This is a genomic window from Oerskovia sp. NPDC060287 (assembly GCF_042726775.1).
In the GTDB taxonomy this organism is placed as follows: Bacteria; Actinomycetota; Actinomycetes; order Actinomycetales; family Cellulomonadaceae; genus Oerskovia; species Oerskovia merdavium.
This window is the reverse complement of sequence record NZ_JBHXBO010000099.1, coordinates 1-14,927: the sequence shown is the minus strand read 5'-3', so window position 1 is coordinate 14,927 and position 14,927 is coordinate 1. Positions and strand designations below refer to the sequence as shown.

Here is a 14,927-nt window from a genome sequence, read left to right as displayed (position 1 = left end):
GACGACGACACGCCCCTCGCTGCCCAGCTCACCATCGACGCCCGTCGGCGGATCGACCTTCACGGACGACAGTTCCCCCGTCCCGCGGCGACCCGCATCATCACGATCGCCAATCAGAAGGGCGGCGTCGGGAAGACGACGACGACGGTCAACCTCGCGGCGGGACTCGCTCAGGCTGGGCTCAACGTCCTCGTCATCGACAACGACCCGCAGGGGAATGCGTCGACCGCCCTCGGTGTCGAGCATCGCGCTGGAACTCCCTCCGTCTACGAGGTATTGGTGGACGGGGCCCCGCTCGCCTCGGCGGTTCAGCAATGCCCCGACATTCCGAGCCTCTGGTGCGTTCCTGCGACGATCGACCTGTCGGGTGCGGAGATCGAGCTCGTCTCCTTGGTTTCCCGTGAAACGCGACTCCGCCGTGCGGTCGACGTCTTCTTGGAGGAGCGCATCGCGCAAGGTCTTGAGCGTATCGACTATGTCCTCGTCGATTGCCCGCCCAGCCTCGGTCTGCTGACCGTCAACGCGTTCGTGGTCGGCCGTGAGGTCCTCATTCCGATCCAGTGCGAGTACTACGCCCTCGAGGGGCTCAGTCAGCTCCTCAAGACGATCGAACTCATCAAGGCGCACCTGAACCCCCAGCTGCATGTCTCGAGCATTCTCTTGACCATGTACGACGGTCGCACCAACCTCGCGCAGCAGGTTGCCTCCGAGGTCCGCGAGCATTTCCCCGAGCAGACCCTGAAGACGACGGTGCCCCGCTCGGTACGCATCTCCGAGGCGCCCAGCCATGGGCAGACGGTCATCACGTACGATCCGAGCTCGACCGGTGCGCTCGCCTATCTCGAAGCCGCTCGGGAGGTTGCTGACCGTGGACGCCCCGCACCGGTTCAACCCCTTGACGGCGCATCTCGCGACGTCTCCCGGCAGAACTACCTCGCAGAACGATGGGCAGTGCTGCCTAGCTACCAGGAGGATGCACGATGAGTGAGAAGCGCCGTGGGCTCGGTCGTGGTCTTGGAGCCTTGATTCCGACGAGCCCAGAGCGTGAGCGCCCCGTCGATGTGTTCTTCCCGTCCGCGCCGCAGGCTGCTGCGTCGGTCGAGCAGAACACCAACCCTGAGGGCGGGGGAGTGGGGGCATCGAGCCTCAGCACCTCGGCCGTCCTCACCGTCGAACGAGAGTCCTCTGATTCGCCGGTCGGCTTGGTCGGCCTCGCCGATTCCGCCACCGAGCTTGAGTCGACGTCTCGTCCGCTGATCCCCACGGAGCCTCCGATCGAGAAGGGGCGCGCGCGCCCAGGCGATGTTTCACGTGAAACATCGGCGGCGCTTGGTCAGTCGGACGGCGCGCCGACGTCGAACGACGATCTGGTCCCGGTTCCCGGGGCGACGTTCGCTGAGCTCCCCGTGGGGCTGATTCGAGCAAACTCCCGCCAGCCGCGCACGGTCTTCGACGAGGGCGAGCTCGACGAGCTGGTCGGGTCGATCAAGGAGATCGGTGTTCTCCAGCCCATCGTCGTCCGACGAGACCCGGAGAACGAGGGCGCCTACGAGCTCATCATGGGTGAGCGCCGTTGGCGGGCGACGCAGGCAGCGGGCTTGGATGTCATCCCGGCGATCATCCGCGAGACCGAGGACGCGGATCTCCTCCGCGATGCTCTCCTCGAGAACCTTCATCGCAGCGCACTGAACCCGCTCGAGGAGGCTGCCGCCTACCGACAGCTTCTCGACGATTTCGGGTGCACGCACGAGGAGCTCGGTACCCGGATCTCGCGCAGCCGTTCGCAGATCTCGAACATGTTGCGCTTGCTGCGGCTGCCTCCGCTCGTACAACGTCGGGTGGCGGCGGGCGTGCTCTCGGCCGGACACGCGCGCGCTCTGCTGGGCCTGACCGACGGTGCGGAGATCGAACGACTCGCCCAGAGGATCGTCTCGGAGGGTCTCTCGGTGCGGGCCACGGAGGAGATCGTCGCCCTCGGGGGGCTCGATGCGAAGAAGCCGGTGGAACGCGCACCACGCCCCGGGCAGCGCATCGCGGCGATCGACGACCTCGCGGTCCGCCTGTCCGACCGGTTCGAGACTCGCGTCAAGGTGGATCTCGGCAAGAACAAGGGCCGCCTGACAGTCGAGTTCGCCTCGGTCGAGGATCTCAACAGGATCCTTGATCTCATGGCCCCGGAGGACCCGGGCCTGCTGCGTCAGTAGGGCGGTCCGCGCACCTGGCTGCGGCCCCATGTTTCACGTGAAACTCGAAGCCCCGGTGAGTAGATGCTCACCGGGGCTTCGTGTCGTCCTGTCGGGGAACGCTCAGGCGGTCGCTGCCCGCGCGGGCGAGCCGACGCTCTGCGAGACGATCTGACGGTAGAGGTCGCCGAGGTCGAGGCCCGCAGCCTGCGCAGCCTGAGGGAAGAGCGACGTCTCCGTCATGCCCGGGGCGACATTCACCTCGAGGAAGTGTGGGACGCCCTCGGAGTCGACGATCAGGTCTGACCGGGAGAGGCCGCGAAGCCCCAGAGCCACGTGAGCGTCGACGGCGGTCTGAGCGACACGTGCCGCGACTGCCGAGGTGAGACGCGCGGGCGTGAAATAGCTGGTCCGGCCGGGGTTGTACCGGGCGTCGTAGTCGTACGGCCCATCGGTCTCGATCTCGACTGCCGGGAGAGCGCGCGGCCCGTCGGTACCGTCCACCACGCTGACGGCCACCTCGACGCCCTGGACGGCCTTCTCGATGAGCGCGAGGTCGCCGTAGGAGAAGCAGTCGACCATCGCCCGGGGAAGATCCTCAGCACGCGTCACGAGCGTCACGCCCAGAGCCGAGCCTCCCTGGTTGGGCTTGACCACGAGCGGCAGTCCCAGCCGGCCGACGACCGCGTCGAGCACCGGCTGTGCGCCGAGCTCCCGGAACAGGCTCTGGGGGAGGGTCACGTAGTCGGGAGTGTCGATCCCGGCGGCCAGCACGACGTTCTTGGCGATCGCCTTGTTCCATGCGCCGCGGGACGCCCTGGGGCCGGTTCCGACGTAGTCCAGGCCGAGGAGCTCGATCACGTCGCGCACAGATCCGTCCTCGCCGCTCGCGCCGTGCAGGAGCGGCCACACGACCTCGGGGCGCTCGGCCGCCAGCGTCGAGAGCAGCGAGGCGTCGACGTCGAGCACCGTCACGTCGAGCCCGGCCCCTCGGAGTGACTCCGCGACGCGTCGGCCGGAGCGGAGCGACACGTCACGCTCGTGCGAGAGTCCTCCGGCGAGGATGACGACGCGCTGTACCTCGGGAAGGGATGAGTCGGCAACGCTCCCGGCCGTCGTGGCGGCGTCGGGCTCGACGACGTCCTCCGCAAGGATGGCGTTCTCCGCAGCAGTGCCCACGGTCTTGGTCCTCTCGACGTTCTGCAGGGTGCTCGTGTGTGCGAGGGTGGTGCTCACGCGAGGTTGGGGCCGGGGTTCTCGACATCGGTCAGGTCCGAGTCCGGAGCGCCTGACGTACCGAAGATCTCGACGAGGTCCCTCTCCGCGGACACGACGCCGGCAAACCGGCGGACTCCCTCACGGATGCGCTCGGGCGTCGGGAAGCAGTAGGACAACCGCACGTGGTCCGCCCCGGACCCGTCTGCGTAGAACGCTGTCCCGGGGACGTAGGCGACGCGCGCCGTGACAGCACGGGGCAGCATGGATCGTGCGTCGAGGCCGTCGGGAAGCTTGACCCACGTGTAGAAGCCGCCGTCGGGAACGGTCCACGACGCCGAAGGCAGGTGCTCCGAGAGGGCACCGATCATGGCGTCGCGCCGCTCGCGGTACAGCTCCCGGAACTGCTTGATCTGTCCCTGCCAGTCGCACGTCTCGAGGTACGTAGCGATCGCGAGCTGCGAGGCGTTCGACGGGCAGAGGATGGCCGACTCGCTCGCCAGGACGAGCTTCTCGCGGACCGCGTGCGGGGCCACGACCCAGCCGACCCGATAGCCGGGGGCGAAGGTCTTCGAGAAGGACCCGAGGTAGAGCACGCCCTCGTCGTCGAGCGAGCGTAGAGCCGGCAGGGGATCGCCGTCGAACCCCAACAACCCGTACGGGTTGTCCTCGATGACGAGCACGCCGAAACGCTGCGCGATCTCGAGGATCCGGGGCCGGCGCTCGAGCGACATGGTGACGCCCGCCGGGTTGTGGAAGTTGGGGACCGTGTAGAGCAGCTTGACGCGACGCCCCTCGGCAGCGAGCCGCGTCAAGGTCTCCTCGAGCGCCTCGGGGACCAGCCCGTGCTCGTCGAGCGGGACATGGACGATGTCCGCCTGGTAGGACCGGAACACGCCGAGCGCGCCGACATAGCTGGGGGCCTCGGCCACGACGACATCGCCCGGGTCGATGAAGATGCGCGTCACCAGGTCGAGGGCCTGCTGGGAGCCCGTGGTCACGACCACGTCGTCGGGATGGCAGTCGATGCCCTCGAGGCGCACGATGTCGATGATGCGCTCACGGAGCTCTTCTGCGCCCTGACCCGAGCCGTACTGGAGAGCGGTGGTGCCGCGGGTCGCGACGAGTCGCTGCATGGCGTCCGCGATGGTGTCGAGGGGAAGGCCTTCGAGGTAGGGCATCCCGCCGGCGAGCGAGACGACCTCGGGGCGATTCGCGACCGCGAACAGGGCGCGAATCTCCGACGCTCGCATGCCGTGGGCGCGCTCGGCGTAGGCGCCGAACCACGGGTCGAGGCGGGTGCCCCCGGAGGGAGCGGGCTGAGCGGGGTGCGTCGGTGTCGTGCTCACGATCCCCAGTCTCGCACGACGTATCGGGGGGAACCGTGAAGGGTCGCTCCCCGGACACCGTCGCCCGGTCGAAGGACGCAACGCCCAGGACCCGTCACGTCCAGGAGCAGCAGCCGTGCTGGGTCTGCGGACGACGAAGGGGTGGGCCGATCGCGAGGACCGGTCCACCCCTTCGAGGTGCGCTCCGCGGAAGGTGGAGCGAGGCGTGTCAGGAGAGCAGCGCGTCGATCTCCTCGGCGAGGATGCGCTTGGGGCGCCCGCCGACGATCGACTTCACGAGCTCTCCGCCCGAGTAGAAGTTGAGCGTCGGGATCGAGACCACGCCGTACGCGGCCGTGATCGCGGGGTTCTCGTCGGAGTCGAGCTTGGCGATCTTGACCTTGCCCGCGTACTCGCCCGCGAGCTCCTCGAGGATCGGGGCGATCTGCAGGCACGGTCCGCACCACGTCGCCCAGAAGTCCACGATGACGGGAACGTCCGACTCGAGGACCTCGGCCTTGAACGTGTCGTCGGTGACCTTGACGGTGTTGCTCATCGGATCTCCTCCAGTGCCTGCGGCAGCTCGTCGGGGTTGGGGACGTCGGGGGTGCCGGCGATCTCGGGGAGACCAGCGGCGTCCTCGAAGGCGTCGGCGATCTCGGTGAGGTAGCGCTGGGCGTCGAGAGCAGCGGAGCAGCCCGAGCCGGCCGCGGTGATGGCCTGGCGGTAGGTGTGGTCGACCGCGTCACCGCACGCGAACACGCCCTCGATGTTGGTCAGCGTCGTGCGGCCCTGGACCTGGATGTAGCCCTCGTCGTCCAGGTCGATCTGGTCCTTGACGAGCTCGGTGCGCGGGTCGTGACCGATCGCGACGAACAGGCCGGTCGCGTCGAGCGAGCGCTCCTGACCCGTGACCGTGTCGCGCAGCGTCAGCGACTCGACCTTGTTCTCTCCGTGGATAGCGACGATCTCGCTGTTCCAGGCGAACTCGATCTTGGGGTCGGCCTTGGCACGGTCGGCCATGATCTTGGACGCACGCAGCTCGTCGCGGCGGTGGACCATGGTGACCTTGGACGCGAAGCGGGTGAGGAAGGTCGCTTCCTCGACCGCGGAGTCTCCACCGCCGACGACCACGATGTGCTGGTCGCGGAAGAAGAAGCCGTCGCACGTCGCACACCAGGACACACCACGCCCGGACAGGCGCTTCTCGTCGTCCAGGCCCAGCTCACGGTACGCAGAGCCGGTCGCGAGGATCACGGCGCGCGCCGTATAGGTCTCGCCGTTGCCCGTGACCACGGTCTTGACCGGGCCGTCCAGCCGCAGCTCGATCGCGTCGTCCCACTCGACCTGCGCGCCGAACTTCTCGGCCTGCTTCTGCAGGTTCTCCATGAGCTCGGGACCCATGATCCCGTCGGGGAACCCGGGGAAGTTCTCGACCTCGGTCGTGTTCATCAGCGCGCCACCGGCCGTGATCGAACCGGCCAGGACGAGGGGCTCAAGACCCGCGCGCGCGGCATACACGGCGGCCGTGTACCCGGCAGGGCCCGAACCCACGATGATGACGTTCCGCGGCGCGGTCGTGGGGCTGTTCTCCGTCACGTGTACTCCTCAGTGGTGGGTGGTGCACCGGGTCCAACGCCGAGCGGCGCCCTTCTGTTCCGAAGGCACCGGTTCCGCTGGTCTGCAGTCCTCGTCCTCGCCGACGCGGGGAGCACCGCAGGGTGGTCAGCGCTGGTCGGTGCCGTTCAGTAGACGGTGATCTCGTTGAGCTCGACGCGGTAGGCGCCGTCGGGAGCCTGCGGCAGCTCGGTGATCATCAGGACGAACATCGTCCCCTCGGTGGCGGGATCCAGCGTGAGCTCGACGGTCTCCGAGAACGTGCCCGAGGCGAGGATCTCGCCCCCGTCGGGCTCGGCGGGGGTCACGGCGCGGACCTCGACGTGTCCGCCCGTGTTGTTCGTGCTCAAGACGATCCGCTGGACGGTCTCCGGCTCCCGGAACGAGATGGTGTAACCGGTACGGGACTTGAGTCCGCCGAAGCCCTCGTCCTTGTAGGAGTAGGTGAACCAGAAGGTCGACGGGTCACCGTCGATCGCGAAGGGCACGGCGTCGGGCTTCTCCCCGACGTCGCCGGGATCGGCGACGTCCGGGTCGAGCAGTCCGCCGCTCGCGATCGTGAGGGGATCGGTGTTGACGGGCAGGTCCTCGTCGGTCCCGCCCTCCGACGGGCCGGAGTCCGCCGGCGCCTGGGCGTCGTTGTCGTCGTTGGGCGAGGATGCACCACCGAAGCCGCTGAGCCCGAACTTGACGCCCCACACGACCGCGACGATCACGAGGAGCAGCACGATCGGCATGATGATCCAGGTGCTCTTGGACCCGGTCTTCTTGGCGGGGGTGGTGGCGAAGGGGCCCGACGGCGGACCAGCGGCGGCCTGCGCGGCAGAAGGCTGAGAAGCCGCAGCCGGGGGTGGCGGCACGCTGACGGTGGGTTGCGCTGCGGAGACCGGGTGCGGCACGGCGGGGGCGGGCTGCGTCGGGTAGCCACCGGTGGGAGGGGCCGGGACCGCGGCGTAGGCCGCAGGAGCGGGGGAGTCGGCGTAGGTGGGGGCCGGGTAGCTGGCGCCGTCGGGCAGCGTCGATGCGCCGCTCAGAGGCACCCGGTGGATCCGTCCGGTCGTCGGACGATGGAACGGGACCGCCGGCGGCGGGGTGCCTGGCGGGGTCGAGAGCGGGACGTCGAACGCGCTGCGGATCGACTGGCGGTTCACGCCGTTGGTGGGCTGCGGCGCGGGTCGCTGGACGAAGGTCGGGATCGCGGCGACCACGGAGAGGGTGCCCCAGGGCTCGAGGGCCGAGACCACCTGGGCGGGCGTTGCGGGAGCCGTGCTCTCGACGTCGCCGTCGGACGAGGCGTCGGCACCCGACCCGGCAGGACGTGCTGCGGCGTCCGCGAAGACCTGAGCGCAGAGCTCGGACAGGTCGGCAGGGGCCCCGGGGACGACGGCCGAGAGCGGGAGGATGCCCGAGGCGTCCCGCTGGGCCGGGAGGGGGTGGACGGAGTCGGAGCTGATCCAGGGGACGTCGAGGCTGGGCCCGGCCCAGCGCGCGGTCATGGCGTAGTAGAGGAGCGCGACGAGCCCGACGGCGTCGAGGTGCGAGGTGGCCTCGGCGTCGTGCTGGTCCTGCCCGCTGATCCCGGCGTCGAGGCCGAGGCCCGTGACGAGGACCTTGTTGCCGTCGACGCGGACGGCCTCGGGGCGCAGCGCGAGGTGGTGGACGCCTCGGCGTCGTGCGACCTCGAGCGCGGCTGCCGCCTCGCCGACGATCACCCGGGCCTGCTGGGCGTCGACGATCCCGCCGGCGACGACCTCGGACAGGGTGATGCCCGCGAAGGGTTCGGTGATGACGTAGGCGACGCCGTCGTCGGTCCCCACGTCGAGGACGCGCGTCAGGCGGGGGTCGGCGACGAGTGCGGCGCGTCGGGCCGAGTCGATCGCCTCGGTGACGTGCTCCCCGGTGACGAGCGAGACTCGCACGGTGCGGTTGAGCACCGAGTCGTGCGCGGACCAGGCGGTGACGTCGACCAGGTCGCTCGCCAGTCGTTCGGCCAGCAGGTATCGCCCTACCAGCGTCGTGCCGGGTCCTGCTGCGGTCACCTGCCCACCTCGAACTTCCTTGCCGTTGACATCTTCCCCCCACATGGTACGGGCGCCTTCTATCTCGTGGCCGGACGTCGTCGCCCGAGCTTGCGGAGCAGCGGGTCGGCGAGCTGGTCGAGCTCACGGACCCGCATTGCCTTGAGACCGCCGATGTACACGACGGTCATGACGATCCCGACAACTGCCGTGACGACCGCGGCACGGAGCCACGACAGTCCGTACAGGTCGCCGAAGAGCTGAAGTACACCCCATCCGACCGCAGCGCTGGCTCCCGCGGCGAGGATGGTCTTGACGTGCATCCGCACGATCCGGAACGCGTCCAGCCCGTGCAGCTTGCGCCGCAGGCCCGCGGTCCGCAGGAGGACGACGATCATGTTGGACAGCGACATCGCGGCACCGACACCGACGACCCACCACACCGGGTCGAGCGTGCGGGTCGCGAGCCACGCGATGCCCACGAGCGCGACGGTCGCGGGGACCTGGATCATGAACACGGTCTTGCCGTCCTCGTAGGCGAAGTAGACCCACTTCATGAGGACCATGCCCCCGAGCGGCACCAGGCCGAACGCCATGGCGACCAGGATCTGGCTGACGGCGACGGCCCCGCTCGGCGAGACGTTGATGAGCAGGAGCTTGGTGAGGGGCAGCGCGAGGATCGCGAAGACCGCGGTCGCGAAGACCGTGAACACCCCCACGGTCCGCACGCCGCGGGACAGGTCGTGCCGGACGCGAGCGAAGTCGCCGGCCCCCGCGGCGGCGCTCATCCCGGTGAACAGCGCCGTGGCGATCGACACCGTGACGAGCGAGTGCGGCAGCAGGTAGATCATGAGCGCCTGGGTGTAGGCGGCGTTGCCCGCGACGGAGAAGGCTTCGGGAGCGCCGGTCACGACCCCCGTGACCATCCCGAGCGCGGCCGGGTCGGAGGCGTAGTCGCCGAACGTCTGCCGCAGCGCGGCGGCAGGGGCGCTCGAGGCGAACTGTGTCGTGAACAGGACACCGATCTGTTCGAGGATCACCGCGCCGAACGTCCAGATCGCGACCTGCCCCGCAGAGCGCAGCCCGATCCCGTGCAGGCCCAGGCGGAAGTGCCAGCGGAAGCCGGAGCGCCACAGGGGCAGGATCAGGATCAGGGCCTGGGACGCGACCCCGAGGGTCGCCGTCCCGGCGAGGAGCGCGATCTTTGCGCCGTCCCACGTGCCGAGGTCCTCGACCGCGCCCGTCGCGTACGGACCGTAGATCACGATGAACGCGAGGAAGCCGACGATCGACACGACGTTGTTGACCACGGGGGCCCACATGAACGGCCCGAACTGTCCGCGGGCGTTGAGCACCTGCCCGAGCAGCGTGTACAGCCCGTAGAAGAACAGCTGGGGGATGCACCAGAACGCGAAGGCCACGGCGAGCGAGAACTGCGCCGACCCCCACCCGTCGGTGTACAGCGACACGATGATCGTGGACGCCGAGGTCAGGAGCAGGCTGAGCCCCAGGAGCAGGACCCCGGACAGCGTCAGCAGCTTGTCGAGGCGTTCCTGCGGGTTCTTGGAACGGAACGCGCGGATGATCTGGGGGACGAGGACCGCGTTGAGGACACCGCCCGCGAGGATCGCGAAGAGCACGTTGGGGATCTTGTTCGCGACGTCGAACGCGTCCGCGGCGAGGCCCGTGGTCCCGATCGCGGTGATGAGCAGGACGTTGCGGACGAGCCCCAGGATGCGGGAGACCGCGGTACCGGAGGCCATGAGCATCGAGCTGCGGCCGAGTCCGCCCTTGGTGCCGGTCACGGTCGTCGTCCCTGCCTCGGTGTCCTGGGTGCCGTCCGGCGCGGGCGGCGTCGTCTCGTCGGCGGCGCGCGCCGCGCCGTCGGGCACGGGGCGGGGCCCGCGCGGGGTGCCGCTCGGGCGGGCGTGCTTCACTCGTCGCCCCCTGCCGAGGTGCCCGACGGCGGCGCCGAGGCCTGCGTGGTCGGGACACCGGACGCGGGGGTCATCTCCGCGACACGGCGCGGGGAGCGCCCGCGCCGGATCGTCCGCCAGAGCCCGCCGATCATGAGCAGCGCGACCAGTCCCGCGAACACCGCGGTACCGACCGTCTCCCAGTCGGCGCGGACCCTGACCGAGAAGTCGGAGGACGGGGCGACGACGGTCCCGGACGGGACGGCGAGGATCTCGACCTCGACGCGGACGTTGCCGCTGCCGTACGCCCGGACCGGCACCTTGAAGTCCACCTCGGTGCCCGGCGGGATGGGGCCGACCGGGAACGAGACGACCTTGAGTCGCGCGTTGTCGGGCCGGAGCGCGACCTGGACCGTGACCTCCTGGTCGAGCGTGTTCCGCACCCGCACCGGGATGTTGCCGGACGTGTTGATGAGCAGGACGCCCGACCCCCGACGGACCACGGCGACCGAGGAACGGAGGCGGTCCGCGTCGGCGATCGCGGCCTGCACCGCGGTTGTCCGCTCGGTGGGTTCCGTTCGGTACGCCACGGCCGTGGGCACGACGAGCGCGGGCTCTGCCTCCTGCGTGATCGCGGTGGGGTCGGTGGCGATCGTGGAGAAGGTCGAGACCTCGGAGCGGGCCCGTTGGAGCGCCGACATCTCGGAGGCCGGCAGGACGCCCTCGCCCCCGTCCGTCTCGGGGAGGGCGTTGCGCTCGACGTCGGGCACCTGCGCGGTCAGCAGGTCGTCGACGGGGGCGAGCGTGACCCAGGAGGTGGCCTCGAGCGCGTCGAGCACGGCGTCGAACGCGGCCGGGTCCGGGTCGAACCCTCGGGAGAGGGCGATCAGGAGGTTTCGTCGGTCCGCTGGGCGTTCCGAGGCGATCACCGCGGTCTCCGCGAGGAGTCGTTGCGTGGCGTCCGCCGTCGAACCTGCCCCCGAGGTCTGGGCCCCGGCCGAGAAGGCCTCGGTGAGCGCGGAGTCCGAGACCAGGGCGGTCGCGGGACCTGCGTCCGTCTCGACCGTGGCCAGACCCGTCGGTGTGTAGCTCACGGAGTCCACGGGGGTCAGCCCGTCGCCCCGGACCACCACAAGAGGGGAGCCGGCCTGGACGCTCGTGCGCACCGTGGCCCGGCCGGGGACCTCGTCGCCGGGGAGCGTGAGGTCGGTGCGCCAGGCGGGATCCGTCGTCGCGCCCCCCGGAAGGGGGACGGTCGGCGCGGGAAGCGCCGCCCCGACCTGCGCATAGGCAGCAGGGTCCGGGTCGTAGGGGCGGAGCGCGAAGATCGACCGGTCGGTGGACGCCTCGTCGAACGCGGAGACCCATGCTGCGGTCGAGCTCTCGGCCGAGGTCCGCGCGGCGGCGACCAGGGCCGGGTCGACGGCCCAGGCGACCTCGGGGCGACCCGCGGTCGCAGACAGGAGGTGCCCCAGGCGCTGGTCTGCACCCAGAGCGTCGTCCACGGCCGCGACGCTGACGCTCGTCTGCTCCTGGCCCTCGGTGTCCGGAGCGGTGACGAGGTCCAGCGCGGGGCCCGTCACGGGGGCGAGGATGCTCAGCCCGACGGGCGACGGCGCCGCGGAGTCCTCCCACAGGAGGAAGGTGCGGAGCACGTCGAGCCGCGCGGACCCGTCCGTGACGGTGACCGAGAGGGGACGGGGACCCCACGTCGATCCCGGTTCGAGGTTGAAGTCGTCGGTGTCCAGGTCGAACGTGACCGTCGCGTCCTGGCCAGGGGCGATCGGTTCGAGGTTCTCGGTCGCCATGGCCTCGGCGGACCGCTTCGAGGTGGGCTCGTCGGCCCAGGCGGCCAGCGCGGACCGGGTGCCCAGGAGGCGCCAGTTCACGCCGAGCGTGGCCCGGGGGTCGGTGAGCGTCTCGTCGGTACCGTTGTGGATCCGCGCGACGACCGTGACGGTGCCGCCGGGGCCGACCGTGGTGGGCGTCATCGAGACGAGCGTGGTCGAGACGGTTCCCGGTTCGTCGACGACCGCGGGAGCGGCGCCGCCCGTCCCGACGACGGTGGAGGCCGCAGCCTCACGTGCGCCTCCGGGGGAGGACGGCACGACGACGAGCGCGAGCGCCAGCGCTGCGGTCAGGAGGCCACCGACGAGGTTCCGGGTCACGGCCCGGGGACCAGGAGCCCTGGCGCCGGTGCGAGGGTCGGCAGAGGACGGCCGAGTCCGCGGGGCGGCCGAGGGCGCGGTGGAGTCTGCGGGGCGGCGGCTCGATGCACGGGCTGAGCCGACGGGGAAGTGGAAGGTCATGAGTGGTCGGTCGGGTTCCGGGGGTCGTCGGGTGCCGGCCGGCTGGTACGGACGACGGTGCGAGTCACGGTACCCCGGAAGCGGGCCGTCGTGCGCCGACCTCGGAGGACATCGTGCGCGACGGCCGCGAGGCGCCGCTCGTTCGGGTACGACAACCGCTCGGGGAGGTCCTCGAACGGGATCCAGGCGACGTCCTCGGCCTCGCCGTCGGGATCGCCCTCGACCGTGAGGTGCCCGCCCGTGGCCTTGAGCAGGAAGTGGTGGACGACCTTGTGGACGCGCCGGTCCTCGCCCGTGAACCAGTAGTCGATGATCCCGAGCGGCACCTGGATCGCGCCCGTGATCCCCGTCTCCTCGGCGATCTCTCGGACGGCGGCCTCCTCGGGGGTCTCGTCGCCCTCGAGGTGCCCCTTGGGCAGGCACCACTCGAGCCGTCCGCCGCGGTTGCGGCGGGCGATGACCGCGGCGCGGAACAGGCCGTCGAACGTGTCGACGACGAGCCCACCTGCGGAGATCTCCTCGACGACGGGGAGCGGGGCCGCCGGGGCGGGCGCCGGGGTCGTGGCGCGCGCGGCTTCCGGATCGATCCGCAACGCATGCCCACCGGGCGGTGCTGGGACACCGCGGTGGTCCGGAGAGTGCGCTGGTGTGGACATGACCCAACTTTACCGAGTGTGGAGTCAGCGCCTGATCTGGCACGCTTGGATGTCGTGCCGACTCCTTCCCAGAACTCCCCCGTCCCCGAGCCTTCCGCGCAGCCCGCGGAGGGTTCTCGTGGGGTGCCGACCACGCCCGAACAGCTCGAGCTCCTCCGGCGCGCCCTGGCGGTGCTGACCGAGATGGCGCCCGCGGCGGTCGAGCTCGGGGAGCTGTTCCACGCCGCCGGCCACGAGCTGGCCCTCGTCGGCGGCCCGGTCCGCGACGCGTTCCTCGGACGAGCCAGCAACGACCTCGACTTCGCGACCTCGGCGGACCCCGACCAGACCCAGGTGCTCCTCGCGGCGTGGGGCGACGCGCACTGGGACATCGGCAAGGAGTTCGGCACGATCGGCGCCAAGCGGTTCGGTCCCAAGGGGAGCCCGCGGGGAGCCGGCGACCTGGTGGTCGAGGTGACGACCTACCGCACCGACGAGTACGACCCTGCGTCGCGCAAGCCGCTCGTCGCGTTCGGGGACACGCTCGTCGGCGACCTGTCGCGGCGTGACTTCACGGTCAACGCGATGGCGGTCCGCGTCCCGGAGATGCTGTTCGTCGACCCCCACGACGGGCTCGCGGACCTGGCGCTGGGCGTCCTGCGCACCCCGATCGCCCCCGAGCGCTCGTTCGACGACGACCCGCTGCGCATGATGCGGGCTGCACGCTTCGCCGCACAGCTGGGGTTCGAGGTCGAGCCCGCGACCCGCGCGGCGATCGTCGACATGGCCTCGCGCATCGAGATCGTCTCCGCGGAGCGCGTGCGCGACGAGCTGACCAAGCTGCTGCTGTCGGACGCGCCGCGCAAGGGCCTCGAGGTGCTCGTCGAGACCGGGCTCGCGGACCACGTCCTGCCCGAGCTCCCGGCGCTGCGCCTCGAGATCGACGAGCACCACCGGCACAAGGACGTCTACCAGCACTCGTTGACCGTCCTGGAGCAGGCGATCGCGCAGGAGACGGGGCCCGACGGCGCGGTGCCGGCCCCGGACCTCGTCCTGCGTCTCGCGTCGCTCCTGCACGACATCGGCAAGCCCGCCACGCGGCGCTTCGAGTCCGGGGGCGGGGTCAGCTTCCACCACCACGAGGTCGTCGGGGCCAAGCTGACCGCCAAGCGGCTCAAGGCGCTGCGCTTCGACAAGGACACGGTCAAGGACGTCTCGCGGCTCGTCGAGCTGCACCTGCGCTTCCACGGGTACGGCGAGGGCGAGTGGACCGACTCCGCGGTGCGCCGCTACGTCACGGACGCCGGACCGTTGCTCGAGCGGCTCCACCGCCTGACCCGGGCCGACTCGACCACGCGCAACAAGCGCAAGGCGCAGCGCCTCTCCGACGCGTACACCGACCTCGAGCAGCGCATCGAACGGCTGCGGGGCGAGGAGGAGCTGGCGTCGATCCGACCCGACCTCGACGGGCAGCAGATCATGGCGACCCTGGGGATCGCGCCCGGGCCCGAGGTGGGGCAGGCCTACAAGTTCCTGCTCGAGCTGCGGCTGGACCGCGGACCCCTCGACGAGGAGACCGCCCGCCAGGAGCTGCTCGCCTGGTGGGCCGCACGCGAGCAGTGACCGTGAGCCCGGCCGCCGGCTGACGCTTGTCGAGGCGCGGGTCTGCGCCCGCCCGGTGGAGCGGTCGACCGACCCACGAAGGG

At 70.6% G+C, this 14,927-nt stretch carries 11 protein-coding genes; 3 read left to right on the top strand and 8 right to left on the bottom strand.

Annotated features, from left to right (window positions below; all coding sequences use genetic code 11):
• Nucleotides 1-984: ParA family protein (locus ACFWFR_RS10610; protein ID WP_377622925.1), on the top strand; the 984-nt coding region annotated here is incomplete at its 5' end.
• A complete protein-coding gene (locus ACFWFR_RS10605) occupies nt 981-2,204 on the top strand; it encodes a ParB/RepB/Spo0J family partition protein (protein ID WP_377615566.1) in 1,224 nt (407 codons plus the stop codon). The genes ACFWFR_RS10610 and ACFWFR_RS10605, both read left to right, overlap by 4 nt.
• A 102-nt stretch (nt 2,205-2,306) precedes the next feature.
• Here ACFWFR_RS10605 and ACFWFR_RS10600 read toward each other — a convergent pair whose 3' ends face one another.
• The 8 genes from ACFWFR_RS10600 to ACFWFR_RS10565 all read right to left on the bottom strand — a co-directional run bounded on the left by ACFWFR_RS10600 (nt 2,307) and on the right by ACFWFR_RS10565 (nt 13,242).
• Nucleotides 2,307-3,248 (bottom strand): D-alanine--D-alanine ligase, encoded by a 942-nt coding sequence (locus ACFWFR_RS10600; protein ID WP_377622927.1) that lies wholly within the window; start codon nt 3,246-3,248, stop codon nt 2,307-2,309.
• Between the two features lie 167 nt (nt 3,249-3,415).
• Nucleotides 3,416-4,747 carry a PLP-dependent aminotransferase family protein gene (locus tag ACFWFR_RS10595; RefSeq protein WP_377622923.1) on the bottom strand — a complete coding sequence of 444 codons (1,332 nt, stop codon included), beginning with the start codon at nt 4,745-4,747 and terminating at the stop codon, nt 3,416-3,418.
• Between the two features lie 208 nt (nt 4,748-4,955).
• The gene (gene trxA / locus ACFWFR_RS10590; protein ID WP_191801745.1) at nt 4,956-5,282 is read right to left on the bottom strand and encodes a thioredoxin; all 327 of its coding nucleotides are present in this window, start codon (nt 5,280-5,282) and stop codon (nt 4,956-4,958) included.
• Complete coding sequence (trxB, locus tag ACFWFR_RS10585; RefSeq protein ID WP_191801743.1) at nt 5,279-6,325, bottom strand: thioredoxin-disulfide reductase; 1,047 nt, start codon at nt 6,323-6,325, stop codon at nt 5,279-5,281. Before trxB ends, trxA begins: the two co-directional genes overlap by 4 nt.
• A gap of 146 nt (nt 6,326-6,471) precedes the next feature.
• Nucleotides 6,472-8,382: a protein kinase family protein gene (locus ACFWFR_RS10580; protein WP_377622921.1), complete on the bottom strand. Its 1,911-nt coding sequence runs from the start codon at nt 8,380-8,382 to the stop codon at nt 6,472-6,474.
• A 59-nt stretch (nt 8,383-8,441) separates the two neighbouring features.
• Nucleotides 8,442-10,298: a murein biosynthesis integral membrane protein MurJ gene (murJ, locus tag ACFWFR_RS10575; protein ID WP_377622919.1), complete on the bottom strand. Its 1,857-nt coding sequence runs from the start codon at nt 10,296-10,298 to the stop codon at nt 8,442-8,444.
• On the bottom strand, nt 10,295-12,445 hold the full coding sequence (locus ACFWFR_RS10570; protein WP_191801739.1) for a DUF6049 family protein: 2,151 nt from the start codon (nt 12,443-12,445) through the stop codon (nt 10,295-10,297). The genes murJ and ACFWFR_RS10570 overlap by 4 nt, the downstream gene beginning before the upstream one ends.
• A 137-nt stretch (nt 12,446-12,582) precedes the next feature.
• Complete coding sequence (locus ACFWFR_RS10565) at nt 12,583-13,242, bottom strand: NUDIX hydrolase (RefSeq protein WP_191801738.1); 660 nt, start codon at nt 13,240-13,242, stop codon at nt 12,583-12,585.
• Between the two features lie 123 nt (nt 13,243-13,365).
• On the opposite strand from ACFWFR_RS10565, the gene ACFWFR_RS10560 reads away from it, so the two are divergent.
• On the top strand, nt 13,366-14,844 hold the full coding sequence (locus ACFWFR_RS10560; RefSeq protein ID WP_377622917.1) for a CCA tRNA nucleotidyltransferase: 1,479 nt from the start codon (nt 13,366-13,368) through the stop codon (nt 14,842-14,844).
• Nucleotides 14,845-14,927: the final 83 nt, after the last annotated feature.

Excerpts from the sequence above, each read along its gene's own strand:
- ACFWFR_RS10605 (WP_377615566.1), top strand. The coding sequence starts at position 981 with ATGAGTGAGAAGCGCCGTGGGCTCGGTCGTGGTCTTGGAGCCTTGATT.
- trxA (WP_191801745.1), bottom strand. The coding sequence starts at position 5,282 with ATGAGCAACACCGTCAAGGTCACCGACGACACGTTCAAGGCCGAGGTC.
- ACFWFR_RS10565 (WP_191801738.1), bottom strand. The coding sequence starts at position 13,242 with ATGTCCACACCAGCGCACTCTCCGGACCACCGCGGTGTCCCAGCACCG.